Source organism: Roseovarius sp. EL26, assembly GCF_900327775.1.
In the GTDB taxonomy this organism is placed as follows: domain Bacteria; phylum Pseudomonadota; class Alphaproteobacteria; order Rhodobacterales; family Rhodobacteraceae; genus Roseovarius.
Window position 1 is genome coordinate 77,531 of sequence record NZ_OUMZ01000003.1, and the last position, 23,583, is coordinate 101,113.

At 53.7% G+C, this 23,583-nt stretch carries 19 protein-coding genes and 1 tRNA gene; 5 read left to right on the top strand and 15 right to left on the bottom strand.

Annotated features, from left to right (window positions below; translation table 11 throughout):
• Positions 1–29: 29 nt before the first annotated feature.
• The 3 genes from xdhC to xdhA are packed head-to-tail and all read right to left on the bottom strand — an operon-like array spanning position 30 to position 4,709.
• The gene (xdhC, locus tag D9A02_RS01345; protein WP_120499188.1) at positions 30–911 is read right to left on the bottom strand and encodes a xanthine dehydrogenase accessory protein XdhC; all 882 of its coding nucleotides are present in this window, start codon (positions 909–911) and stop codon (positions 30–32) included.
• 3 nt (positions 912–914) lie between these two features.
• Positions 915–3,233 (bottom strand): xanthine dehydrogenase molybdopterin binding subunit, encoded by a 2,319-nt coding sequence (xdhB, locus tag D9A02_RS01350; protein ID WP_120499189.1) that lies wholly within the window; start codon positions 3,231–3,233, stop codon positions 915–917.
• Positions 3,234–3,245: 12 nt separating this feature from the next.
• On the bottom strand, positions 3,246–4,709 hold the full coding sequence (xdhA, locus tag D9A02_RS01355; protein ID WP_120499190.1) for a xanthine dehydrogenase small subunit: 1,464 nt from the start codon (positions 4,707–4,709) through the stop codon (positions 3,246–3,248).
• A gap of 173 nt (positions 4,710–4,882) precedes the next feature.
• Between xdhA and D9A02_RS01360 the strand changes: the two genes are divergently transcribed.
• Positions 4,883–5,785 carry a LysR family transcriptional regulator gene (locus D9A02_RS01360; RefSeq protein ID WP_120499191.1) on the top strand — a complete coding sequence of 301 codons (903 nt, stop codon included), beginning with the start codon at positions 4,883–4,885 and terminating at the stop codon, positions 5,783–5,785.
• 44 nt (positions 5,786–5,829) lie between these two features.
• On the opposite strand, the gene mnhG is transcribed toward D9A02_RS01360, so the two are convergent.
• From mnhG to D9A02_RS01400, 8 genes are all read right to left on the bottom strand, one after another.
• Positions 5,830–6,192 carry a monovalent cation/H(+) antiporter subunit G gene (gene mnhG / locus D9A02_RS01365; protein WP_120499192.1) on the bottom strand — a complete coding sequence of 121 codons (363 nt, stop codon included), beginning with the start codon at positions 6,190–6,192 and terminating at the stop codon, positions 5,830–5,832.
• On the bottom strand, positions 6,189–6,476 hold the full coding sequence (locus D9A02_RS01370) for a K+/H+ antiporter subunit F (RefSeq protein WP_120499193.1): 288 nt from the start codon (positions 6,474–6,476) through the stop codon (positions 6,189–6,191). Before D9A02_RS01370 ends, mnhG begins: the two co-directional genes overlap by 4 nt.
• Positions 6,473–6,973: a Na+/H+ antiporter subunit E gene (locus D9A02_RS01375; protein WP_120499194.1), complete on the bottom strand. Its 501-nt coding sequence runs from the start codon at positions 6,971–6,973 to the stop codon at positions 6,473–6,475. Before D9A02_RS01375 ends, D9A02_RS01370 begins: the two co-directional genes overlap by 4 nt.
• 1 nt (position 6,974) lies before the next feature.
• A complete protein-coding gene (locus tag D9A02_RS01380; RefSeq protein ID WP_120499195.1) occupies positions 6,975–8,528 on the bottom strand; it encodes a monovalent cation/H+ antiporter subunit D in 1,554 nt (517 codons plus the stop codon).
• Positions 8,525–8,881 (bottom strand): Na+/H+ antiporter subunit C, encoded by a 357-nt coding sequence (locus D9A02_RS01385; protein ID WP_120499196.1) that lies wholly within the window; start codon positions 8,879–8,881, stop codon positions 8,525–8,527. The genes D9A02_RS01380 and D9A02_RS01385 overlap by 4 nt, the downstream gene beginning before the upstream one ends.
• A 1-nt stretch (position 8,882) precedes the next feature.
• A complete protein-coding gene (locus D9A02_RS01390; protein WP_120499197.1) occupies positions 8,883–11,762 on the bottom strand; it encodes a monovalent cation/H+ antiporter subunit A in 2,880 nt (959 codons plus the stop codon).
• A gap of 276 nt (positions 11,763–12,038) precedes the next feature.
• A tRNA-Gln gene (locus D9A02_RS01395) sits at positions 12,039–12,114 on the bottom strand.
• 100 nt (positions 12,115–12,214) lie between these two features.
• The gene (locus D9A02_RS01400; RefSeq protein WP_254054506.1) at positions 12,215–12,691 is read right to left on the bottom strand and encodes an SH3 domain-containing protein; all 477 of its coding nucleotides are present in this window, start codon (positions 12,689–12,691) and stop codon (positions 12,215–12,217) included.
• A 130-nt stretch (positions 12,692–12,821) separates the two neighbouring features.
• On the opposite strand from D9A02_RS01400, the gene D9A02_RS01405 reads away from it, so the two are divergent.
• The 4 genes from D9A02_RS01405 to D9A02_RS01420 all read left to right on the top strand — a co-directional run bounded on the left by D9A02_RS01405 (position 12,822) and on the right by D9A02_RS01420 (position 19,993).
• Complete coding sequence (locus tag D9A02_RS01405; protein WP_120499198.1) at positions 12,822–13,808, top strand: D-glycerate dehydrogenase; 987 nt, start codon at positions 12,822–12,824, stop codon at positions 13,806–13,808.
• 30 nt (positions 13,809–13,838) lie between these two features.
• Positions 13,839–15,623, top strand: a complete 1,785-nt coding sequence (gene ggt / locus D9A02_RS01410; RefSeq protein ID WP_120499199.1) for a gamma-glutamyltransferase — start codon at positions 13,839–13,841, stop codon at positions 15,621–15,623.
• 99 nt (positions 15,624–15,722) lie between these two features.
• The gene (locus tag D9A02_RS01415; protein WP_120499200.1) at positions 15,723–17,342 is read left to right on the top strand and encodes a hypothetical protein; all 1,620 of its coding nucleotides are present in this window, start codon (positions 15,723–15,725) and stop codon (positions 17,340–17,342) included.
• A gap of 143 nt (positions 17,343–17,485) precedes the next feature.
• On the top strand, positions 17,486–19,993 hold the full coding sequence (locus D9A02_RS01420) for an FAD-dependent oxidoreductase (protein WP_120499201.1): 2,508 nt from the start codon (positions 17,486–17,488) through the stop codon (positions 19,991–19,993).
• Between the two features lie 152 nt (positions 19,994–20,145).
• On the opposite strand, the gene D9A02_RS01425 is transcribed toward D9A02_RS01420, so the two are convergent.
• The 4 genes from D9A02_RS01425 to D9A02_RS01440 all read right to left on the bottom strand — a co-directional run bounded on the left by D9A02_RS01425 (position 20,146) and on the right by D9A02_RS01440 (position 23,572).
• The gene (locus tag D9A02_RS01425; RefSeq protein ID WP_120499252.1) at positions 20,146–20,760 is read right to left on the bottom strand and encodes a DUF937 domain-containing protein; all 615 of its coding nucleotides are present in this window, start codon (positions 20,758–20,760) and stop codon (positions 20,146–20,148) included.
• Between the two features lie 124 nt (positions 20,761–20,884).
• Positions 20,885–21,655 (bottom strand): GH25 family lysozyme, encoded by a 771-nt coding sequence (locus D9A02_RS01430; RefSeq protein WP_120499202.1) that lies wholly within the window; start codon positions 21,653–21,655, stop codon positions 20,885–20,887.
• A 71-nt stretch (positions 21,656–21,726) separates the two neighbouring features.
• Positions 21,727–22,383, bottom strand: a complete 657-nt coding sequence (locus D9A02_RS01435) for a DUF938 domain-containing protein (protein ID WP_120499203.1) — start codon at positions 22,381–22,383, stop codon at positions 21,727–21,729.
• Positions 22,384–22,498: 115 nt separating this feature from the next.
• Positions 22,499–23,572: a BMP family ABC transporter substrate-binding protein gene (locus D9A02_RS01440; RefSeq protein WP_120499204.1), complete on the bottom strand. Its 1,074-nt coding sequence runs from the start codon at positions 23,570–23,572 to the stop codon at positions 22,499–22,501.
• Positions 23,573–23,583: the final 11 nt, after the last annotated feature.

A 23,583-nucleotide genomic window follows, 5' to 3' on the forward strand; every position in this document is an offset into this window, starting at 1 on the left:
CTGTTAGGTTGAATTCCGTTCTGACCCTGTCAGAGTGAAATTCCTTTTCTGTTGGTTAGATGACCCGCAGCACGTTCTTTGCGTGCTTTTTTCGGGAGTGATGTTGCCGCGTCAGAGGTCAGTTCAGCCATGACCTCGGCCACCACAAAGGCGGCAATGACGCTGGGTTGTTTGTTTTGACTGCCCTGCGCGCCGATCGGGCAGGTCAGTTGATCGATTGTCATGCCATCGCAATGTTCATGCGCCCAATTGCGAAACTTGATCCGTTTTGTGGCCGATCCGATCAGACCAACGTAAGCCGCATCACCGCAGCCCAGCGCTGTTGAGGCAAGTAAGAAGTCAAGACCGTGATCATGCGTCAGCACAATGAATGCGCTGCCTTCGGGGGCCGACATAATGTCGACTTCTGGCAGGGCACTAACCCGGGTTTCGACATCAGCGGTGCACAGAGCGATTTCTTCGGGGCGGGTATCGATCAATACACATTGCACCGGCAGATGTTGGAACTGATTGGCAAGTGCCCGTCCAACGTGCCCCGCGCCCATCACATAGACATGCGGGCGTTCAATGTCATTTTGATCGGCTTTTGCGACCGCATCGCGTTTGTCCGAAGTGCGCATCCGGTGCAGCGACAATTCAACTCGTCCACCGCAGCATTGTCCGATCTCGGGGCCAAGCGGTACATCCATATCCTTATTCAACACTCCGGTGCTTAGCATTTCCCGGGCTTGTTCAATGACAAGGTATTCCAGCTGCCCGCCTCCAATCGTGCCCCAAAGCGCACGCGTGGTGACAAACATCTCTGTACCTTCATTGCGCGGTGAGGAGCCCCGCACACGGGTCAGGCGGATGTGAATAACCGGTGTTTGATCGCGTAGGAAATCTGCCAGCATGGTTGCCGTGTCCGACATGGCTTAACCCTCCGCCCGCAAACGGGTGACTGCCATCAATACGCGCTCGGGCGTGGCCGGGGCGTCAAGGCGCGGGCAGACGCGGTAATCTGCGACTGATGCAACCGCCATCGACAGGGCCTCAAACACTGAGATACCCAGCATGAAGGGTGGCTCGCCAACAGCTTTGGAACGTTTGATTGTCAGTTCGCGGTTTTCCGACCAGTCGGCCAGCTTCACATTGAATTCACGCGGCCGATCCGACGCCAGCGGGATCTTGTAGGTTGATGGTGCATGCGTCCGCAAACGGCCAGCATCATCCCACCACAATTCTTCGGTGGTCAGCCAGCCCATGCCTTGAATGAACGCGCCTTCGACTTGGCCTTTGTCCAAAACAGGGTTCAGCGAGCGACCCACGTCATGCAAGATATCTGTGCGTTCAACACAATATTCACCGGTGAGGGTATCAATTGTCACTTCCGAGCAGGCCGCGCCATAGGAATAGTAATAGAATGGCCGTCCTTGACCCTTGGTGCGATCCCAGTGGATTTTTGGCGTTTTGTAGAACCCAGCCGCAGACAGTTGTACGCGGGCCATATAGGCCTCTTTGATGAAGGCATCAAAAGACAGCGTTTCCGCACCGATTTGAACCTGATTGGGTAAGAAGGTCACTTCACCTTCTGTAACGCCCCATTTCTCAACAGCGAAATTAACCAGCCGGGCTTTGATCTGCTCAACCGCATTGAGCGCGGCCATGCCGTTCAGATCAGTACCGGACGAGGCCGCAGTGGCCGACGTGTTTGGCACTTTCTCGGTTGTGGTTTTGGTGATCTTGATCCGCTCAAAGTCCACCTGAAATGCCTCGGCGACAACCTGTGCAACCTTTGTGTTCAGACCCTGACCCATCTCTGTACCGCCATGGTTCAGATGTATTGAGCCGTCATTATAAACGTGCACCAATGCGCCGGCCTGATTGTACCAGGTTGCCGTGAACGAGATGCCAAATTTCACTGGCGTGAGGGCGATGCCCTTTTTCAAAACTGGCGAGGTTGCGTTGTAAGCGATGATCTCTTCACGACGTTTTCTGTAGGCCGCCGTTTCCTCCAGCTCGCCAACCAAACGGTCAAGAATGCTGTCTTCAACCTCTTGATGATAAGGTGTCAGTACGCGCCCTTCGCCACCATAAAAGTTAGCCTTGCGCACATCCAATGGATCTTGGCCTGTGGCATAGGCGATTTCTTCGATCATTCGCTCAGCTGCGATCACCCCCTGTGGGCCGCCAAAGCCACGAAACGCTGTATTAGACACTGTATTTGTTTTCATTGGACGACTGTTCAGGCGTACATTGGGGTAGAAATAGGCGTTGTCGGCATGGAATAGCGCGCGGTCAGTTACCGGACCTGACAGGTCCGCTGAGAATCCGCAGCGGGCGGCAAATGTGCTATCGACCGCCTGAATTCGACCCGCATCATCAAAGGCGACGTCGTAGTCGATGACAAAATCATGCCGCTTGCCGGTGGCAGTCATATCCTGATCCCGGTCGGGGCGGATTTTCACGGCACTGTTCCATTTCTTTGCAGCCATAGCTGCAACAACGCAGAACAGGTTCATCTGGCTCTCTTTGCCACCGAACCCACCGCCCATGCGGCGCACGTTAACCGTGACCGCATTTGAGGGGATGCCCATGGCATGGGCGACCATGTGTTGTGCTTCCGAGGGGTGCTGGGTCGAGCATTGCACAACAATGTCGTCATCTTCGCCGGGGATGGCAAAGGCGATATGACCCTCAAGATACATGTGATCCTGCCCGCCGACATTCATTCGCCCTTTGATACGATTGGGTGCGTCCTCGAAAGCCTGATCAATATCGCCACGCTCCAACTTCAATGGGGCTGTGACATGAGGGTAATCAGCATTTTGCGCTGCAATAGGATCTAATGCGTGTGGTAAAACTTCGTAATCCACCTTGGCCAATTCGGCGGCGCGACGCGCAGCTTCACGGGTTTCAGCCACAACTGCAAACAGGGGCTGACCGTGAAACTGGATCGCATCAGTGGGAAACACCGGCTCATCATGCAAGCCAGTGGGGCTGATATCGTTGACGCCCGGAACATCCTTGGCGGTCAAAACGCCAATGACACCCGGTGCGGCCAGAACTTCGCTTAGGTCGATGCTGTTCAATGTCGCATGCGCCACATCAGACACACCCAGGTAGGCATGAAGCGCGCCCTGCGGCAAAACCACGTCATCGGTGTAATCGGCAGTACCTGTGACATGTTTGATGGCACTGTCATGAATGCGGTCTGTATGTGCCGCCCCTGTGATAGAAACGTTCTGTTTCATTGGTACGTCTCCTTACGCCGAAAGCAGTTGAATAGGGGTTGTTGTGGCTGCGTCATTCTCAAGAAAGAAACGCCGCAGCAGGTTTTGCGCTGACAACATCCGATACTCTGAGGATGCGCGCCAATCGCTCAGCGGGGCAAAATCACCAGACAGGGCCTCGGCCGCGGTTTCAAACGCTTGCTCCGACCATGTTTTCCCAACCAGCGCTTGCTCTGCTGCAGTGGCCCGTTTGGGCGTTGCGGCCATGCCACCAAAGGCGATACGGCAACCGGTGATGACCCCATCTCGCACGGTGGCATTGATCCCGACCGCTACCGAGGAGATATCCTCGTCGCGGCGTTTAGAGATTTTGTAGGCGGCATTCAGATCGTCAGAGGCTGGCAATGGAATGTGAATAGATTCGACAAATTCACCCTCTCGCCGATCCTGTTTGCCATAATCAATGAAGTAGTCCTGCAAGAGCAGATTGCGACGGTCAGAGCCACGACGCAGAGTGATTTCAGCGCCCAGAGAGATCAACACAGGTGGCGTATCCCCAATCGGCGATCCGTTTGCGATATTGCCACCAACGGTTCCCATATTGCGTACCTGCCAACCGGCAATCCGGTCCCAGTAGGGGGCAAGATGTGGAAAATGTTGCGTCATGGCATCCTGACATTCGGTATAGCTCGCACCGGCACCGATAATCAGTGAATCACCATGTTTAGAGACTGTTTTCAGCTCATTTAGGTGGCCGGTGAAGATGGCTGGACCGATGTTCCGCAGGAATTTGGTGACCCAAAGCCCGACATCCGTGGCACCAGCAACGATGGTTGCTGACGGATATTCCAAAAGGCACTGCGCAAAATCATCAACATCGGCTGGAAGGATGCAAAGATTGTCGTCAGGGCCTGATACGACCCGTTTGCCGTCTTGCAGGGCTTGCAGACGCGCAGTGACCGCATTGCGTTCGGTATTCAGGTAATCCGCCGCAGGGCTTCCATATTGGCTGATTGCGACTGCGGCTTTGATAATGGGCTCATAACCGGTGCAGCGACATAGGTTGCCCTGAAGTGCGGTTTCGACCTGTGTTTCAGATGGTTCGGGCACTGCCATCCACAGTGCATAAAGCGACATAACAAATCCCGGTGTGCAGAATCCGCATTGGCTGCCGTGATGCTCGACCATGGCCTGCTGCACGGGGTGCAAACGCCCGTCTGGTCCGGAAAGATATTCGACCGTTACAACATGGCAACCATCAACAGAAGCCAGAAATCGAATACAGGCATTTACGGGCATGTAGGTCAGCCCGGTGTCGGAAAGCCGCCCAACCAGAACAGTGCACGCGCCACAATCGCCTTCGGCGCAGCCTTCTTTACTGCCGGTCAGGTGCCGATCCAGGCGAATATAATCTAGTAATGTTTGATCTGCGCCGACGTCGCTCACAGCGATGTCTTTGCCATTTAGAACAAATCGTATGTCACTGCGGTGCGCCATTTTGCCTTCTCCCAAGAATACCGGTTCATTGAGCTATTGGTAATAAGGCAGTTTAGAGCGATCTATTGTGTTCTCAAATAGCGATAAATGGGAAATAGTTTCAACATTCTGTTGAAAATGAAAGGCCCGCAATGCAATGCTTTTTCTAAGTAATCATCTGATCGGATGTGACAATGTCTTATATCGAAAGCCTTCGTGTTTTTGTCAGGGTGTATGAACTTGGCAATATCACATCTGGCGGACGCGATCTGCGGCTGACGCCTGCGATGGCTAGCAAGCGAATCAAAGAGCTTGAAAAACGGCTAGGTGTTCGGCTTTTCAACCGTACAACCCGGTCCATTACCCCGACCGAGGTTGGCACCGTATTCTATGGAGAGGCGAAGAATATACTTCTTTCTCTGGAAACCGCAGAGGCCAAAGTGGCTAATTTTTCTGATCGGCCACGTGGCGTGATACGCGTGACATCCCCGCTTGGCGTGGGGCGCCGTATTGTGGCGCCGCTTGTGCCCGATTTTGTCGATGCGTTTCCTGAAACCGAAATCCAGATGCGTCTGTCCGATCGCAAGGTTGATATTCTTGCAGATGGTATCGATGTTGAGTTTTTTGTAGGCAAGCCTGCGGATTCCAATCTGAAGCTTCGCAAAATCACCGACTGCGACCGTGTCTTGTGTGCTGCGCCCAAATATCTGTCAGAGTTCGGAACCCCAAAGAAGCCTGAAGACCTTTTGCAATCAGGTCACAATTGCCTATTGTTGCGATATCCTCGATCTCCAGAATATTTCTGGACACTTCAGTCGGGCACCGAGACGGTGAAACTGGAAGTGCGCGGCAAGTTTGATGCCGATGATGGTGACGTGCTGACAGATTGGGCATTGGCCGGGCGAGGCATCGTCAACAAACCTCGCTTTGATGTGGCAGAACATCTTGCCGACGGTCAGCTGGTAGAGGTCCTGCCAAGCACCCCGCCGGTTCCGATAGTTTTTGGATGTCTCTACCCGCACAAAAAATTACAGGATCCCAAAATACGCCTGTTCGTCGAACATATCATCGCGCGTAGCAAAGCACTATTTTCATAAGCCGAGATACGACACTCGACAAAGAATTTTGCATGGTCCCGGGCTTACTCAGTTTCAGTAGGGTGCAATGTTGCCCAGTTGTCATCGGCTGGGGGTGGCGGAGGGGTCTGGCACGTCCTGCGGTGAATGTTCACCTTTGCGATGAAATGTGCGGAAACCGGTGCTGTAACAAACAAGAAGGCCATGATCAGGACTTCGTGGATGGAAGGTGTACCTGTGGCAAACGAATTCAGTATCGATGCAAGCAACAGCATGCCGATTCCAACCGTGCCAACTTTGGTCGGGGCATGCATGCGAGACATTGAATCGTTGAATTTCAACAGACCTATCACGCCGACCAGAATAAAGCCCGATCCGATCAGCAACGAGAGCGCAGCACCGTAAGTCGCTATGATTTGGAGCGTCATTCGATAATATCCCCTCGTAACATGAAGCGTGCCAACGCTACTGTTGAAACAAAACCAAGCATGGCGATCAAAAGCGAGACTTCAAAGTAGATCTGTTGGCCCTGATGGATGCCAAGGACAACGACCAGACCCAATGCGTTGATGACCATCGTATCTAGGGCAAGGATCCGGTCAGCAGAGGTTGGCCCCAACAGCAGCCGAACCATCGAAAGGATCTGACCAAGGGCTAAGGCGACAAAGGCGATGATCAGGGCGACATCCATAAGTTCTATAGCAGTGGTCATGAAAAAACCTCCAGCAGGCGACGCTCGTATCGCGTTTTAATCTCGTCGCGCACCGCGTCGGGATCATCTGTATGCAGGACGTGAACAAGCAGGCTATGCCCTTCACTGGACAAGTCGGACGAGACTGTGCCCGGCGTGAGAGTGATTGTACCTGCAAGCACAGTAATAGCCTCGGGTTGACGCAATTCAAGCGGGATCACGATCCAGGCCGGTTTGAGTTTCGAGTTTGGGACGGTGAGAACAATCCAAGCGACCTGTATGTTGGCGATAAGAATGTCGCCCATCACAATCATGCTGTAGCTGATCATTTTGTTCAGGCGAAACCCTTGTGGCGTATCGGGCCACCATCTCACTGTGATCCACGGGATGATGATCCCAAGAATAAGACCGAAAACAACCATTCCGGCCGAAACATCATTTTGCAAAAGGACCCAGACCGTCGTGAGTATGAGCGTCAGGAAAGGGTGTGGCAAAAGCCTACGGAACGCGCGTGTCATATCAGTGGCCCTCCTGTGGTTTGCTAAGTTTGCCGGGGGTCTCGATCACGGTTGCGATATAGGCGTCCGGCTGAAATAGCTGTGCCGCCATGACAGTTGTATAACCATGGACCTTACCAGCAAAGACGGTATGCGCTGTCAGAAGTACAAACAATCCGCCTACAGCAACATATGAAAGTGCAGTCGGGCAGGTTGCGTCGCCAGGTTCTGCGTCGGGTTCAATATTGGGTTCAACACTTTGAGCTTTCCAGAAAATGATGCTACCCGCGCGGGCGAAACCCAGAACACTGATCAGGCTGGATACCAGAACAACCGTCCAGACCCAGACCATCAGATCGGTGTCATATGCGGCATTCAACACCATCATCTTTCCCAAAAACCCTGACAGCGGCGGCAGGCCGGCCATGGCAATAGCACCAGCAAAAAACAACGCGGCGGTTAAGGCGGCGCCTTTGATTGGGGGTTGGGCGGTGATCTGTAGATTGCCCCGCCCGGTGCGTACCAGATCCGAGATCAGGAACAATGCAGCGCCAGCCAATGTTGAATGCACGATATAATACAGTGCCGCGGCGATCCCTGCAGGATTGAACAGCGCAATTGATACCATAACCATGCCCATCGATCCGATGATCGAAAACGCAATAAGCCGGTCTAGTTTTGTTGCCGCAAGCGTGCCGACCATTCCAATCGCAAGCGATACCAATGCGGCGGGCAACAGCCACTGATCATGCAGGCCCGAGGTGACTTCAAGGTCGATCGGAAAGATCATCGTATAAACGCGGATGACTGCGTAGGCCCCAACTTTTGTCATGATCGCAAACAATGCAGCAACTGGAGCGGGGGCCTCTGAATAGCTTGAAGGTAGCCAAAAATGAAGCGGGGCGAGGGCCGCCTTGATGGCAAAGACAAGCAACAGCAAAACTGCCGCAACGCGAATACCAACGGTTTCTTCAGGATCAATCAGTGTCACGCGCTCTGCGAGGTCAGCCATATTCAGCGTGCCTGTTTCTGCGTAAATTGACCCCAGTGCAAACAAAAACAGTGTAGATCCGATCAGGTTGAACAACACATACTGCACGCCCGCGCGTAGCCGCGCATTGCCACCCGCGTGGATCATCAGCCCGTAAGAGGCGATCAGCAGGACCTCGAAGAATACAAAAAGGTTGAACAGGTCACCGGTTAGAAAGGCGCCAATAATCCCCATCAACTGGAACTGAAACAGCGCGTGAAAGTGTCGCCCGCGATTGTCCCAGCCCGATCCAATGGCATAGAGCAGAACAAACAGTGCCAATACGGATGTCAGCAGTACCATCATAGTTGAGAGCCGATCACCGACAAGAACGATGCCAAAGGGCGCAGCCCAATCCCCCAGTTGATAAAGTAGGATTGTTCCGTCTGAGACCTCCCATGCCAACCCGGCGGCTATGGCAATCAGTGCTATAACACCTGCAAGGGAAAATACCCGCTGAATTCCGATATGATAACGTGCGGCCAGCACGATAAACGGCGCAAGCATCGCAGGTAGAACAACGGGGGCGATGATCCAGTGGGTCATGATTGTCCCTCCGCGTCTGTCTTCTGCTCTTTGGGTTGATCATTCACATGGTCATCATTTGCCCCAAGGAATGCCCCAAGCCCGATCATCACCACAACGGCTGTCATGCCAAATGAAATCACGATCGCCGTCAAAACAAGGGCCTGAGGCAATGGATCGGTATAGACAGATACGCCATCTCGTAAAATTGGTGGGGCACCGATACTTAGCCTTCCCGAGGCAAACAAAAAGATATTGACCGAGTAGGTCAGTAATGAGACGCCAAGGATCACGGGAAAGGTTCTGAGCCGTAGAACAAGATACAATCCCGCAGCGGTCAGAATGCCAATGGCGGATGCGACGAGCAGTTCCATATCACACACCCTCCCTTTCTGGCCCGGAGGCATCTGGTGGCGGGTCATCGCGGGATGGATCAATGTCCATCGGATGATCGCTGTCAGGCACATGTGCACGCCGTGCGAGCCGCGAAAAGCTTTCTAGCGACAGCATAACCGCGCCCACAACCGCCAGGAACACACCCAAATCAAAAAGGGCCGCCGTCGCGAGCTCAAACTTCTCAAACGGTGGGATGCGAACATAGGTAAAATCAGATGTCAGGAACGGTTTGCTAACGAACCACGATCCGATACCGGTAAAACCAGCGATCAAAACGCCAGCACCAATCACGCCATGGTAAGGATATGTCAGTCGGGCTGACGTCCATGCAAACCCACTGGCCATATACTGCATAACCACAGCAATAGAGACGATCAAACCGGCGATAAACCCGCCCCCCGGATCATTATGACCGCGCAGGAAGATATAAAAGCCAACCATCAAGACCACAGGCATGATCACCCGCGTCAGCACGACCATCATCATCGGATGCCTATCGCCCGCGCGCGATTGATCTGGTTGTCGGTTCAAAAGCCGTGCGCGGACTGGCCCGTCCAGCAAGGTTTCGGTCAGGGCATAAATCAACAGGGCAGCAATGCCGAGCACGATGATTTCGCCGTAAGTGTCAAACCCCCGGAAGTCGACCAAGATGACGTTAACCACATTCGTGCCTCCGCCACCCTTGTATGAGTTTGCCAGGTGGAACTCAGATATTGGCGTGCTGATCGCGTCGCGCAACAGGTAGTGATAAGCCAGCGTGAACGTCGCCACTCCGCCTGCAATGGCGACACCTGCATCACGCACCCGGCGCAACACAGTGCTTTCCATTGGGGTGCTTTTGGGCAGAAAGTTCAGGGCCAGAAGCAACAAGATAATTGTAACGACTTCGACCGTGAACTGGGTCATGGCCAGATCTGGGGCGCTCATATACACAAACCCGACGGAGACCATCAGGCCAACAATCCCAATCAAGATTAGCGCCAAAAACCTGTTGCGATGCATAAGCACCAGACCACATGTTGCAGCTACCAGCATTATCCAGCCTGCAATTGCAACGGGGGTTGCTGCCTGAATTTCCCGTGTGGGCGCAGCGATTGATCCTGTGGTCCAGGCATGAAAGCCCACCGCTAGTATGGTCACGGCACAAATTGCTGCATAACGAGAGAATGCGCCATTGTGCAAACCTTTGATCAAAGTACGCGCCATTTCAATAGTCGCGTTTAGGATGGCCTCAAAGATCACCTTGGCTTCGGGGCGAGGGGTGTTTTCCCACAAGCGCAGCAGGGGTTTATACATCCCCATCAACAGAAGGCCGCCAAGGGTGGCGGTGATTGACATGAACAACGCAGGTACCAGCCCGTGCCAAATCTTGAAATGGGCCTTTGGCACATCGCCAGCCTCGCCCAGCAGGGACGCGGTGACAAGTTTGACAAACGGCTCGGCCAGAAACGGGGCAAGACCTATCACCACGACCAGCACGACAAGAACCGCAGGCGGCAACCAGAGCCCCGGGCCGGGATCGTGCGGGGTGGAAGGATAATCATCGCGGACAGGGCCAAAGAACACATGCCCAATCAAGCGAAAACAATAGGCGGCTGAAAATAGCGCCCCTATCGTTGCCATAACCGGGACCAGCCAAGGCGTATCAAAGAGTACAGTATGGGTGGTTTCTTCCAGCATCATTTCTTTGGACAAAAACCCATTGAGCAAAGGAATTCCCGCCATTGACAGAGCGGCAAGCGTCGCAATCACAAAGGTCACAGGCATCAGTTTGCGCAGGCCTCCCAAACGGCGGATATCGCGGGTATGGGCCTCGTGATCGATGATCCCTGCAGACATGAAAAGCGCGGCCTTGAAAGTGGCGTGGTTTAGAATGTGGAACACCGCCGCCATCGCACCAAAGGTCGTCCCGGTGCCCAATAGCATTGTGATTAACCCCAAATGGCTGACCGTGGAAAACGCGAGCAATGCTTTTAAGTCGTGTTTGAACAAGGCGATGACCGCGCCCAGCACCATTGTCACCAATCCGGCGGTGGTCACGATTGCAAACCATTCTGGTGTACCCGCAAGTACGGGCCACATCCGGGCCATTAAGAAAATGCCCGCCTTTACCATGGTTGCAGAATGCAGATAGGCCGAAACCGGCGTTGGCGCTGCCATGGCATGCGGCAACCAGAAGTGAAATGGAAACTGTGCAGATTTCGTAAAACAGCCCAGCAAAATGAGTATCAATGCGGGAAGGTAAAGCGGATCAGCTTGAATCAATTCGCGGTTTTGCAAGATGATACTGAGATCATAGCTTCCTGCGATCTGACCCAGAATCAGCATTCCACCAACCATCGCCAGCCCGCCCATGCCTGTTACGGTCAAGGCCATACGTGCCCCTTGCCGCCCTTCTGGCAGATGTTTCCAATAGCCGATCAATAGGAAAGACGAGAGCGAAGTCAGTTCCCAGAAAATCAACAAAAGGAGGATGTTATCGCTGAGTACAATGCCGACCATCGCGCCCTGAAACAAAAGCAGATACGTGAAGAATTCGCCCATATTGTCATCGCGGCTTAGGTAATGCCGCGCATAGGCAATGATCAAAAGACCAATACCAAGGATCAACAGGGCGAAGAAAAATCCAAGCCCGTCCAGCATAAGCGTGAAATTCAACCCCAACGTCGGGATCCAGTCGACCCTTGCTGTGACAACATCACCCGCTAACACAGAGGGCAGGTTGGTCAATAACCCCAAGAACGCAGCAAGAGAGACGATAAAGGTAACGCCGGCACAGGCCGCCCGCCCGGCAGCGTTCATTATACCCGGAAGCAGCGCGCCAAAAAATGGCAAAGCAACGATAAAGAATAGGGACACGTAAAAATCTCACCCAGCTGGACACTTCGAATAACAACCTGCAATGAAATGCACCGGTTTGTAAAACGAGTTTGGATTTGGAGGGCCAAATTTCCTATTCAGGACGGAATATTGGCTATTTGGGGCGTTCCGCATGCCCAAAATCGCGACCAACAGCCTGCATTGACATGATGATTGCTCAGGTTTCAGATTGCCTGTGACGTCAAGAAGGCAAGCAATCTCTGAAATAAACGCAGCTTTCTGCGATTTACATTAAAAGTAAATCTAAAGTGTGTTTGGCTGGGAAGGCAGGACTCGAACCTGCAACCTACAGTACCAAAAACTGGTGCTCTACCAATTGAGCTACTTCCCAACGTGTCGCGCTAATTACTCTGGACTTCCCGGTGGTGCAAGGCCTGTTTTGTAAAAAAATTCACGGGCCAATTTTAGGGCTTTTTCTGGATTTCAGAACGTTACTCTAGAATCTCGTTTGTCCCGACTCCCCAGACAAAAACTTTTTCAGCCCAACCCTTGTAGCCCCCCGCAGACAGACGGCACCAACCCAGTTCACATTCCTCAACGCGGGCGATCACGCCCAGTTCCAGATGGGCTTCGGGTTGGCCGTCCGGGGTGGGTGTTTTGCGCAAGGCCAACATGTCACGCTCGACCAGAACGGTGCGTGTGCCGGACAGCAGCGAATAGTGAATCCAGCCGCCAGCACCGTCGCGGTCTCGTACACGACGCCAGTGGCCGTGTTCGGCGATGATCTGTAGCGGGATGTCTTTTTGTTTGTATACCCAGTCGATCCTGTGAGTCAGACTTGGGCCGCGGCGAATATTGGCCTCAGTGGCTTTCATCGACACGAATCGCGGCAATGGCAAATTGGTTACCTGCCCGCGTCCTTCGGCAGCGGCAAATGTGCCAATGAACAGCACGATAGCGATGACAATTCCAAAGCCTGTTTTCACGGAGGTGCCTCAAATTACTGCACGTTAATTTTATTGGGGTTCTTGTGCCCCGCTCATTCCTGCGTCACTCTGCCACTAACGTCTGCAATATGAAAGAACCAGGAGGGGTTTGATGACAGTTGGCCGTCTAAGTGTTGTCGTAACGCGACGCTTGCCGGAATCCGTCGAGCACAGGATGGGCGAACTTTTTGATGTGACCCTGCGCGAGGGCGATCAGCCAATGTCACGTGCAGAGCTGATTCACGCTGTGAAGACAACCGATGTATTGGTGCCCACATTAAGCGACCAGATCGATGCGGCCCTGATTGCACAGGCTGGTGACCGGCTGAAATTGATTGCGAACTATGGCGCTGGGGTGGATCATATTGATGTCCAGGCCGCGCGCCAGCATGGCATTATGGTGTCAAACACGCCGGGTGTGTCAGCGGACGATACCGCGGACATGACGCTGGCGCTTATTCTTAGTGTCACACGCCGTATTCCCGAAGGGTTAACCGTCATGCGCAAAGGCGACTGGGACGGCTGGGCGCCCACGGCTTTGTTGGGTGGGCGTGTTGCCGGGCGACGTTTGGGTATTTTAGGCATGGGCCGAATCGGGCAGGCGGTTGCACGTCGCGCGGCAGCCTTTGGTATAGATATTAACTATCATAACCGAAATAGGCTGCGTCCTGAGATCGAAGAAGACTTGGATGCCACTTATTGGGAATCACTGGATCAGATGATGGCGCGGATGGATATTATCAGCGTGAATTGCCCGCATACGCCGTCTACCTTTCATCTGGTGAATGACCGTAGGCTAAAACTGATGAAATCTGATGCAGTGATCGTGAACACTTCGCGTGGCGAGGTGATCGATGAACACGCGTTGACGCGCGCTTTGCGCTCAGGTGAAATCGCTGGCGCCGGGTTGGATGTTTACGAGCACGGCGATCAGCTCAACCCGCGGCTGCGTGAATTGCAAAACGTTGTGTTGTTGCCGCATATGGGGTCGGCCACTTTCGAGGGGCGGATTGAGATGGGCGAAAAGGTCTTGGTCAATATCAAAACCTTTGACGATGGCCATCGCCCACCAGATCAGGTGATTCCAGCTCTACCCTAAGATCAACAAAACATTCGGGGTCGATGTTCCATGAGACATTTTACAAAACTCCTGCTGACCTTTCTTTTGCTGCCTCAGTTTATTGTGGCAGAGCAGTCAGCTGATCAATTTGAACCTGAAATCGCAGGGGCTGGCTTGGTGGCGACCACTCCAGAATCGCGCGCGTCAGAGGCAGCGAAACTGGCAGGCCGCCCGGTTGAGGCGCAAAATTGGATGATTTCGGCAGCGCATCCATTGGCCGTAGAGGCGGGTGCGGATGTTTTACGCCGAGGTGGCACCGCTGCTGATGCGATGGTTGCCGTGCAGGTGGTTTTGGGATTGGTTGAGCCGCAAAGCTCGGGTCTTGGTGGTGGGGCATTTCTGGTCTGGTATGATGCAAAGACTGGCGCGCTGACCACATTGGATGGACGTGAAACAGCACCTTTGGTCGCGACACCAACTTTGTTTCAGGACGAAGCCGGGCACCCATTGGAATTTTATGATGCCGTGGTTGGCGGCCGCTCCGTTGGTACACCGGGGACGGTGGCGCTCTTGCAAGCTGCGCATGAGAAATGGGGCATGGCAGAATGGCCGACTTTGTTTGAGGACGGGATCGCACTGGCCGATCAGGGGTTTGCAGTTGGCCCGCGTTTGGCAAAGCTGATCGAAGGGGATGCTGACCGCCTGTCCCGGTTTGATGCGACCCGCGCGTATTTTATGCCGGATGGCGCTGTGCCACCGGTGGGGCATGTTCTACGCAATCCTGAATATGCTGACACCCTTAGGCAGATAGCGGCAAAGGGTGCGCAGGCATTCTACGCCGGAGAGATTGCCAAAGACATCGTTCAAACCGTGCAGTCCGCAGTTGGTAACCCTGGCGTGCTTAACACCTTGGATCTGGCGATCTATCAGGTTAAAGAACGCGCGCCTGTCTGCAGTGGTTACCGTGGTTACCAGATCTGCGGTATGGGGCCACCGTCATCTGGTGCGCTGACGGTGGGGCAAATTTTAGGTATCGTCGATAACTTTGATCTCGCTGCACTTGGTCCGAATGACCCGCAAACTTGGCGCTTGATTGGCGATGCCACGCGTCTGGGGTTTTCCGACCGTGGCCGTTACATGGCCGATAGTGATTTCGTGCCTGTACCGGTGAAGGGCCTGATCGATCCCGCCTATCTCAAAGCGCGCGCCGAGCAGTTAAAGCGAGATAGCGCATTAGAGCAGGCGCTACCGGGCAAACCCGATTATGATCATGCCTTGAACTGGGCTGATGATGTCGCATTAGAGCTACCTTCGACGTCGCACATCTCAATTGTAGATCAATTCGGCAATGCGCTGTCGATGACCACAACTATTGAAAATGCGTTCGGGTCACGCCTGATGGTGCGGGGCTTTTTGCTCAATAATGAACTGACTGATTTTTCCTTTCTTACACATGATGATGGTCGCCCAATTGCCAACGCCATTGCCCCAGGCAAGCGCCCTCGTTCCTCTATGTCGCCAACGATTGTCTTGAAAGAGGGCAAACCGGTTCTGGTGGTTGGCAGTCCAGGCGGCAGCCGGATCATCAGCTATGTCACCAAGGTCATCATTGCCCATCTGGATTGGGGTATGAATGTGCAGCAAGCTGCAAGTTTTCCCAACATGATCAACCGTTTTGGGGTCTACGATCTAGAGGCGGGAACGCAAGCAGTCGAGATGGAAAAGGATCTGCAGGCGATGGGGTTCACGACCGAAAATCGTGACATGACGTCCGGTATCCATGCCATTTCAATCGGACAGCGCTTGTTAGGTGGCGCCGACCCACGGCGTGAGGGAATTGCATTGGGGGATTAATTTCAACCGCTGCCTGATAATCGCCGGACCCCAATCCAAATTTTGCCGAAATTGCAGAACAGATTAGACGCAGATTTTCAGCAAGGGGTTGGGGCCGATATGTCCGTTACAAATATTCTAGGGTTTGCCGTTGTTGCCGGAATTGTTGTTGCCGGTGTTGATTATCATCAACAATCCAAAACGGCGGGCCTTGCATTGGGGCAGCTTTCCCCAGGGGCATATTTCGCGACGTACAAGGAACGATTTGTTGGGGCACAGGAAGAAAAGCGCCTGCAAGCCGAAGCCGAAGAGCGGGCGAAACGCTGGCGTATTGGCGGGAGGCCTTATCTGCCAGAGGCGCCCGAGGGCTGGACTCGGAATGCCCTGAGTGAAGGCGACAACAGTGCCGTTTTACCGCAAGCAGATGAAAGTAATAGCGACAAGGCCAGTGGCTCTATGGTGGCCAATATGGAGGTCCGCGCAGAGGCTGACCGGATCAAGGAACTGGATGGCCGCAGTTGGGTTTATAAGCGTGGTAATGAAGCCGTTTATGTTGAAGTTCGCACGCGGCAAGAAGCGAATGCGAACAGCTTGATCGGTCTGGTTGCCGATACAATCAACGGCATGTCAGCGGGCAGCTCGCAAGAGGGTTATGCCGTCGCAGGGGGTGTCGCCTTTGCCGAACAGGTCGACTGGCAGGGCAATCGCGAACACCATTACCGTGTCCTGAAAGGAATAGTCGGTTTTGGGCAAGAGATAGAATTGCGCGTTCACGCCAATGCGTCACGCAATACGACTCGTGAAATTTTGCAGGCCATCGATTATGATGGCCTGAATGCCATGCTCCCCTATCCCATGAAGACCGTTGGCAATGATGCAGCACTGCCCGAGGGCATACCCGAGGCAGAGTTGGCTGAAAAGATGGTGGATCTGCGCAACGAATTCCTGGGTCTCAAAGCACAAGAAGCACAGTACCGTATGGCAAATATTGATAGTGGCGCATTGATCGTGAATACCTATTTGCAAGGATACACAGGGGTGGACGGCGCGATTGATCTGACTGCTGGTCAAAAGGTCAATATGAAAACGCTGATCAATCTGGGTTATCGCAAGGGACTCAATGCTTTGCTGGAAGGGCGCTCCTCAAAAGATGCGAGCGACGAGATCGAAGCGATGATCCAGTATGCAATGGCACAAATACCAGATGAGACAAGTGATACCGAGGACAACGTGCCCGAAGCACAGCAAATGTCACCAGAACTGGCCAAGGAATTAGGTCTGTATCAAGAGAATGCGTCGGATAATCAGTCCTCGGATTACAGCAATATTAAATCGAGTGGCTTTACAAAGGCTGAAATTGCTTACGTCCACGACAACGCAGACATCGCCAAGTTTTATAATGACGCAGGTGACCAGACTGTCGCGCGTGTAATGGAATATCGCCGGGGACTACCTCCCGGTGACTGTGTTGTCGATCATACAGCTTCAAAAGTCGCCTGTCGGGAAAATGCACAAGCGGTTCGCGAAGCGCGTAAAACCGGATCGTCGGAAGGTGCGGCTTCTGGCGGTCTTGGAAAGCTCTGGGGGGCTGTGTCTTCGGCCTTCAGCGGAGATGGGGCAGATGAACCGGAAGAAACCGCCGCCATCGCCAAACCCAAAGGCGAAAAACCAAAACGCATTCAATTGTCAGGTGGTTCATCTTGCCTGGAAGGCTCTGCCAGCAAGTTCTGCAAAAACTGAAATTTAGGATTCCATGTCGTTTTCGCACGGCTAACTATAGCAAAGGTCGGTTTTGCACGATCTTGGGTCGGCTGGGCTGTGCGCAGAATCCTATTGCTGATAAAACTCCATCAATTGGATTCTGCCCACAGGAGTCGCAGTCTATGAAAACCCAAGTCAAAGCCCTTGTTGTTGGCGGCGGTGCCGTCGGAACGTCGATTGCTTACCATCTGGCCAAAGCTGGCTGGGATGATGTGATGCTGATTGAACGCGATGAGCTGACCTCTGGCAGCACATGGCACGCCGCCGGCCTGCTGCCGCTGTTCAACATGTCCTATGCGACAACACACATTCACAAATATTCAGTCGACTTCTACAAGCAGCTGGAAGAAGAAACCGGCTTGAACGCGGGTTTCGCCGTTGTGGGCAACCTGCGTATGGCGCAGACGCAAGAGCGTATGGACGAATACATGCTTTATGCATCCATCGCAGAAACTTGTGATGTAGGCTATGAATGGCTGACACCCGATCAGATCAAGGAGCGCTGGCCGCTGATCGAGACCTCCGATCTTAAAGGCGCGATCTACCACACCGAAGACGGCTATATTAACCCGGCCGACGTGACACAGGCGATGGCCAAAGGTGCCCGCCAGCGTGGTGTTGAAATCGTTCGCAAACTTCAGGCCGATGCCTTCCATTGGACTGGCACCCACTGGGAAGTCACCTGCACCAAGATGGTGGAAAAGGGCGGAAACCTGATTGAAAGCGATGAGCAGGTGGTCATCACCGCTGAGCACGTCGTGACCGCATCAGGAAACCACGCACAGCGTACTGCCAAAATGCTGGGCATCAAAATGCCGGCCATCCCGGTTGAGCACACCTTTATCGTCATGGACAAAGACCCAGAGCTGGTCAAATGGCGCGAAGCGGGCAACCCAGAGCACCCTGTTGTACGTGACGCCGACAATGAATCCTATGCCCGCGAAGAGCGTGGCGGCTGGATCCTGGGTATCTACGAACACGGCGCGCCAGCACGTTTTGAACACGGCGTTCCTGACAGCTTCCGGGCCGATCTGTTCCCGCTGGATCTGGACCGGATCGCAGACCAGTACATGGCGATGGCGGAACGTGTGCCATCCTGTGCTGAATCAGGCCTCAAGGATGATTTCAACGGCCCGATCTGTTATACACCTGACGGCAACCCACTGGTTGGCCCGGCTCCGGGTCTGCGCAACATGTGGTTGGCCGAAGGCTTCTCATTTGGGATCACCGCTGGTGGCGGTACAGGTTACTATCTGGCGCAGATGATGGTCGATGGCGAAGCCGAGATCGACATGGCATCACTTGACCCCAAACGTTACAGCTCAAACTGGATGACAACCGAGTTTGCAGCCCGCAAAAACGAAGAGTGCTACGAGCACGTCTACATCCTGCACCACCCTGACGAAGAGCGCCCAGCGGCACGCCCACTGCGGACGGCACCGGCGTATGACCGTCAAAAAGCACGTGGCGCGCAATTTGGTTGGGTTAACGGCTGGGAACGCCCCAACTACTTTGGTCCGCTGGATGCACCAGAAACTTTTGACCACGATGCCCGTAGCTTCCGTCGTGGCGGCTGGTGGCAACATGCTGTGGATGAGGCAAAGGCGATCCGTGAAGGCGTTGGCCTGATCGATGCGACCGCCTTTACCAAGCACGTTGTCAAAGGACCCGGCGCAACCGCCTTCCTCGATTGGCTGACCTGTAACAAGCTGCCAAAGATTGGCCGAATCAACCTGACCTATGCGCTGACCTCGCATGGCACCACCCGCACGGAATACACCATCGTGCGCAACGGCGAAAACAACTACTACCTCGTGTCTGCCGGCGCCTGGACCGAGTACGACGCCGACTTCATGCGCAAGGCGGCCGAGGACAAGATGGAAGAGTTCGGCTACATCGAAATCCAAGATGTTACCACGCAGTGGGGTGTTTTCGCCATCGCCGGTCCAAAGTCGCGCGACGTTCTGAAAGAAGTGATCAACGACGCGAATCCTGAAACAGCCTTGTCAAACAAGCGCTTCCCATGGTTGTCGGCCAAGCAGATCGAACTGGGCATGTGCCCGGTCAATGCGATCCGCGTGGCCTACACTGGTGAACTGGGTTGGGAATTGCACCACCCGATGGAAATGCAGAACTACCTCTTTGATTTGCTCGAAAAAGCAGGCGAGAAGCACGGCATGAAACTGGTTGGTGCCCGCGCTCAAAACTGGTTGCGTCAGGAGAAATCCTACCGTGCGTTTGGCAACGAATTGGGCCGTGATGCGAACCCGCTTGAGGCCGATCTGCCACGCTTTGTTGATCTGGAAAAAGATTTCCAAGGCAAGGATAAGATGGTCGAAACCGGTGTGCGCTTCAAATGCTGCACATTGCTGATCGACGGCCCATCCGATGCCGATCCATGGGGTCGCGAAGCGCTCTATACACTTGATGGAACCCGCGTTGGTCGTTTGACGTCTGGCGGCTATTCGGTGGCGTTCAAAAAATCCATCGGCATGGGCTATGTCTCACCTGATCTGGCCGTCGAAGGCACCAAGCTGCAGGTCAAAATCCAAGACAAACTGTGGGATGCAGTTGTCACCTGTGATAGCCCTTATGACCCGAAAAACGCAGTAATTCGTATCGACGGTTAAGCAATATCAGTTAACACCAAAAGAAGTGGGCGACCCAACAAGGGCCGCCCGTTTTGCTTTGTGAGTGATCATTACTTTGAGAAGGCAATGAGTGTCTGAAGTAATACTAGCGTGGCGCAAAGATATTAATAAACTCTTACGCCACACAAAGCTTAACGCATTAATTTTCCCAGAACGTCATCCAAAACCGATCCATCACCATCAGCGTCCAGCATGTCGTTCAACATCGACAGATCCATGCCGCCGCCTTGTGAACCGCTGCCGCCAACCAGACTACCGATCATACCCATCAGGCCACCGCCGCTGTCGCTTGATGCATTGCTCAGGCTGGACATCATGTTGTCGATTTGACTGTCTGGCATCTGCTTTTGCAAACCACCCTGCACCATGGCGGCAAGGGCTGGCAGAAACTGTTGGACAAGGCTTTGGTCAACGCCGGAACGTTGCGCTGCCTCGTTGGCCAGATCCTGTGCTTCATTACGGCCGCCCATCAGGCGTTCCAGGAAATCAAGACCTTGTGCCTGACCGGTTTGGCTGGCTGCTGCTGGGGCATCATCAAACATACTGGCTTGGTTTTCGCCGCGCAGGGCACCAAGAACGTCTTCCAATCCGCCAGATTCGGCGCGTTTGCGTGCCGCAGAACCGATTGCCGGGGCCAGCATTTCTGTCAGGCTATCAGCTTGGCCTTTATCCAGTCCAAGTTGCTGGGCCAATTGCCCTAATCCCTGACCACCTTGTGCTTGTTTTAATAGATTCAACAGCGACATCATTACTCTCCCATGTCAGTATTTCGTGCAAAACTGGCGCAAATGCACCACAGATTGGATCCAGAATTAAGGGGAATAATCCATGGGCTGCCACAGTTCTGACGTAAGGTAAGATTTTCCGCCGCTACCTCTGGCGCGCTTTTAACCATTTTTTCCAATCGGCCTTGCTGCCGACAAAGGCATTCAGATCAACATCGCCTTCGATCCCGGAAATGACCCCCGTGGCGGAATATTGCCAGAAGCTCCACTTCTGACCCGGAAAGGCCTTGTCCAGTGTCTTTGCGGTAGAGCGCAACCAGTATTCTTCGTTTTTCATCTGATGCAGACCGGCATCTCGGTAAAATTGCGGCGTGGTGTAAATGATTGGACGTTGACCATAACCGCGTTCGACAATTTTCAAGAATGTTTTCATCTGCTTTTGAACTTCGGCGGCGGGCGGGCGTTTCTTGCAGGTGGGGGAAAACGGGTTCCACTCCATATCCAACACCGGCGGCAAGCTGCCCTTGTCTTTCTTGGCATTTTTCAAAAACCAGCGGGCTTGCACTTCGGGTTTGGTGCAAAAATAGTAAAAGTGATATGCGCCACGCGCGACGCCAGCTTTTTTCGCCCCGCGCCAATGATCGGCGTACATCGGGTCAAGCAGATCACCACCTTCGGTTACCTTGATAAAGGCAAAGTTTACCCCGGCTTTGCGCGCGGATTTCCAATCAATCTGTTCCTGAAACCGGGCCACATCTATCCCGTGCACGGGATAGGTCGAGGGCGCGCGCCCCTTCCAATTGACCGGCTTACTGTCACCAAACTGGGCCTTTTTGACGTTTTCCGCTTGTGCGGGTGTTGCTGCTGACCATATCGAAACCGAGGTAATCAGGGATAAAATCAAAACGCGCAGCACGGGGAGACCCTCCGGGAAAATACAGGTGAACTTTGCATTAGCCTAGCAACCGTGGGCATAAACACAACCGCTCAGATGGCAGGTTTTTGCCAGGTCAGGAACAGGTTGTTGGCGGGCATCTCGACCATATTACAAGACTGCAGGCCGACGTGCCGTCCCCAGTCGTCGACATCCACGTGGTCTTTGTACCCAGTTTCGGGATCGTGCGCCTGCAGGCGGCTGTGAAAAATCTGGTCGCCGTCGCTGGTGGTTTTGCCACCCCGTAAAAATGGGCCATAGATCATTAACATGCCCCCGGGGGCCAGAGCCTGTCCAGCTTCTTGCACAATGCATTGCGCTTCATTCGCGCTGATCAGATGAAGCAGATTAATCAACAGCACGGCATTTTGCCCTGCGTGCACTTGACCCCAACCAGACGAGGCGGCGTCCAACGGTCGCGCTGTGTTGAGGTTGGGCAGTTGTGCTTCTTTGGCCCAGGCATCAATGCTCTGACGGCGGGACGGATCAATGTCCGTGGGTTGCCAAATCAAATTCGGAAATGCCTCAGCAAAGGCGATAATATGCTGTCCTGTACCGCTGGCCAGTTCCAAAACAATGCCTGACGACGGTAGGAACCTGTGCAATATCTGAATGATGGCATCCCGGTTCCGCTCGGCTGCTGGGGCAGACAGTTTGCTGCCCTCAACGGGTTTGGCAACAGAGGCCACACCTGACAATGGTTTGCGCATCGGGTTGAATAGTCCTTGAATAAAACCGTTGATCAGATGTTAAAGCGCAAATTTGAATTATCAAAATAAAAAGCCCCACCATTTGGCGGAGCTTTAAAAAGGTTAACAGTCTGGCTTACTGCGGGATGTCGCCGGTCAGACCTTCGACGTAGAAGTTCATGCCTGCCAATGTACCATCATCAGCCATGTCGCCCTCGGCCAGCCAATCAGAACCATCCTGCTTTTTCAACGGGCCAGTGAAAGGGTGGTAGTCGCCAGATGCGATGGCATCCTTCAACGCCAGTGCTTCGGCTTTGACATCTTCTGGCACCTTGTCGGTGATTTCGCCGATCTCAACCATGCCCGGCGCAATGCCATCCCATGTGGCAACACTTTCCCATGTGCCATCAATCACGGCCTGTGTGCGTTCGATATAGTAAGGCGACCAGTTGTCGATGATCGAGCTGACCCGTGGCCCGTCTTTGTATTCGGCCATGTCTGACGCTTGGCCAAAGCCGATGACGTTACCAGCCTCTGCAGCGGCGGCCAACGGTGCGGTGGAATCTGTGTGTTGCAAGATCACGTCAGCACCCTGATCGATCAGGGCTTTGGCGGCATCGGCTTCTTTTGCAGGATCAAACCAGTCAAACACCCAGACGATTTTAAACTCGACATCAGGGTTGACCTTTTTGGCGTGAATATAGGCCGAATTGATGCCGCGGATCACTTCGGGGATCGGGATAGAACCGATGTAGCCGACCACGTTGGTTTTGGTCATCTTGCCCGCAATGTGGCCCTGTACTGCTCGGCCTTCATAGAAACGCGCGGAATAGTTCGACATGTTATCAGCGGTTTTGTAACCGGTGGCATGTTCAAACTTCACGTTCGGGAATTTCGCGGCCACATTCAGGGTCGGCTCCATATAGCCGAACGAGGTGGTGAAAATCAGATCGGCACCTTGCAGGGCCATCTGGGTGATCACACGCTCGGCATCCGGACCTTCTGGCACGCTTTCTTGATAAACGGTTTCGACTTTGTCGCCAAAATGTTCTTCGACAGCCAAGCGACCCTTGTTATGCTCATAGGTCCAGCCGCCATCGCCGACTGGGCCGACAAAGACGAACCCGACTTTGGTTTTGTCTTCGGCCACTGCCGCACCTGCGGTGCCAAGTGCAAGCACGACGCTGGCAATCAGATTGGTGAACTTCATTGATATTTCTC

Coding starts and splice junctions, on each gene's coding strand:
- D9A02_RS01375 (WP_120499194.1), bottom strand. CDS start 6,973: ATGACACGCGCGTTCCGTAGGCTTTTGCCACACCCTTTCCTGACGCTC.
- mnhG (WP_120499192.1), bottom strand. CDS start 6,192: ATGACGCTCCAAATCATAGCGACTTACGGTGCTGCGCTCTCGTTGCTG.
- D9A02_RS01415 (WP_120499200.1), top strand. CDS start 15,723: ATGTCCGTTACAAATATTCTAGGGTTTGCCGTTGTTGCCGGAATTGTT.
- D9A02_RS01405 (WP_120499198.1), top strand. CDS start 12,822: ATGACAGTTGGCCGTCTAAGTGTTGTCGTAACGCGACGCTTGCCGGAA.
- D9A02_RS01380 (WP_120499195.1), bottom strand. CDS start 8,528: ATGACCCACTGGATCATCGCCCCCGTTGTTCTACCTGCGATGCTTGCG.
- D9A02_RS01435 (WP_120499203.1), bottom strand. CDS start 22,383: ATGCGCAAACCATTGTCAGGTGTGGCCTCTGTTGCCAAACCCGTTGAG.
- D9A02_RS01370 (WP_120499193.1), bottom strand. CDS start 6,476: ATGACCACTGCTATAGAACTTATGGATGTCGCCCTGATCATCGCCTTT.
- xdhA (WP_120499190.1), bottom strand. CDS start 4,709: ATGGCGCACCGCAGTGACATACGATTTGTTCTAAATGGCAAAGACATC.
- ggt (WP_120499199.1), top strand. CDS start 13,839: ATGAGACATTTTACAAAACTCCTGCTGACCTTTCTTTTGCTGCCTCAG.
- D9A02_RS01420 (WP_120499201.1), top strand. CDS start 17,486: ATGAAAACCCAAGTCAAAGCCCTTGTTGTTGGCGGCGGTGCCGTCGGA.
- D9A02_RS01360 (WP_120499191.1), top strand. CDS start 4,883: ATGTCTTATATCGAAAGCCTTCGTGTTTTTGTCAGGGTGTATGAACTT.
- D9A02_RS01440 (WP_120499204.1), bottom strand. CDS start 23,572: ATGAAGTTCACCAATCTGATTGCCAGCGTCGTGCTTGCACTTGGCACC.
- D9A02_RS01385 (WP_120499196.1), bottom strand. CDS start 8,881: ATGGAACTGCTCGTCGCATCCGCCATTGGCATTCTGACCGCTGCGGGA.
- xdhC (WP_120499188.1), bottom strand. CDS start 911: ATGTCGGACACGGCAACCATGCTGGCAGATTTCCTACGCGATCAAACA.
- xdhB (WP_120499189.1), bottom strand. CDS start 3,233: ATGAAACAGAACGTTTCTATCACAGGGGCGGCACATACAGACCGCATT.
- D9A02_RS01425 (WP_120499252.1), bottom strand. CDS start 20,760: ATGTCGCTGTTGAATCTATTAAAACAAGCACAAGGTGGTCAGGGATTA.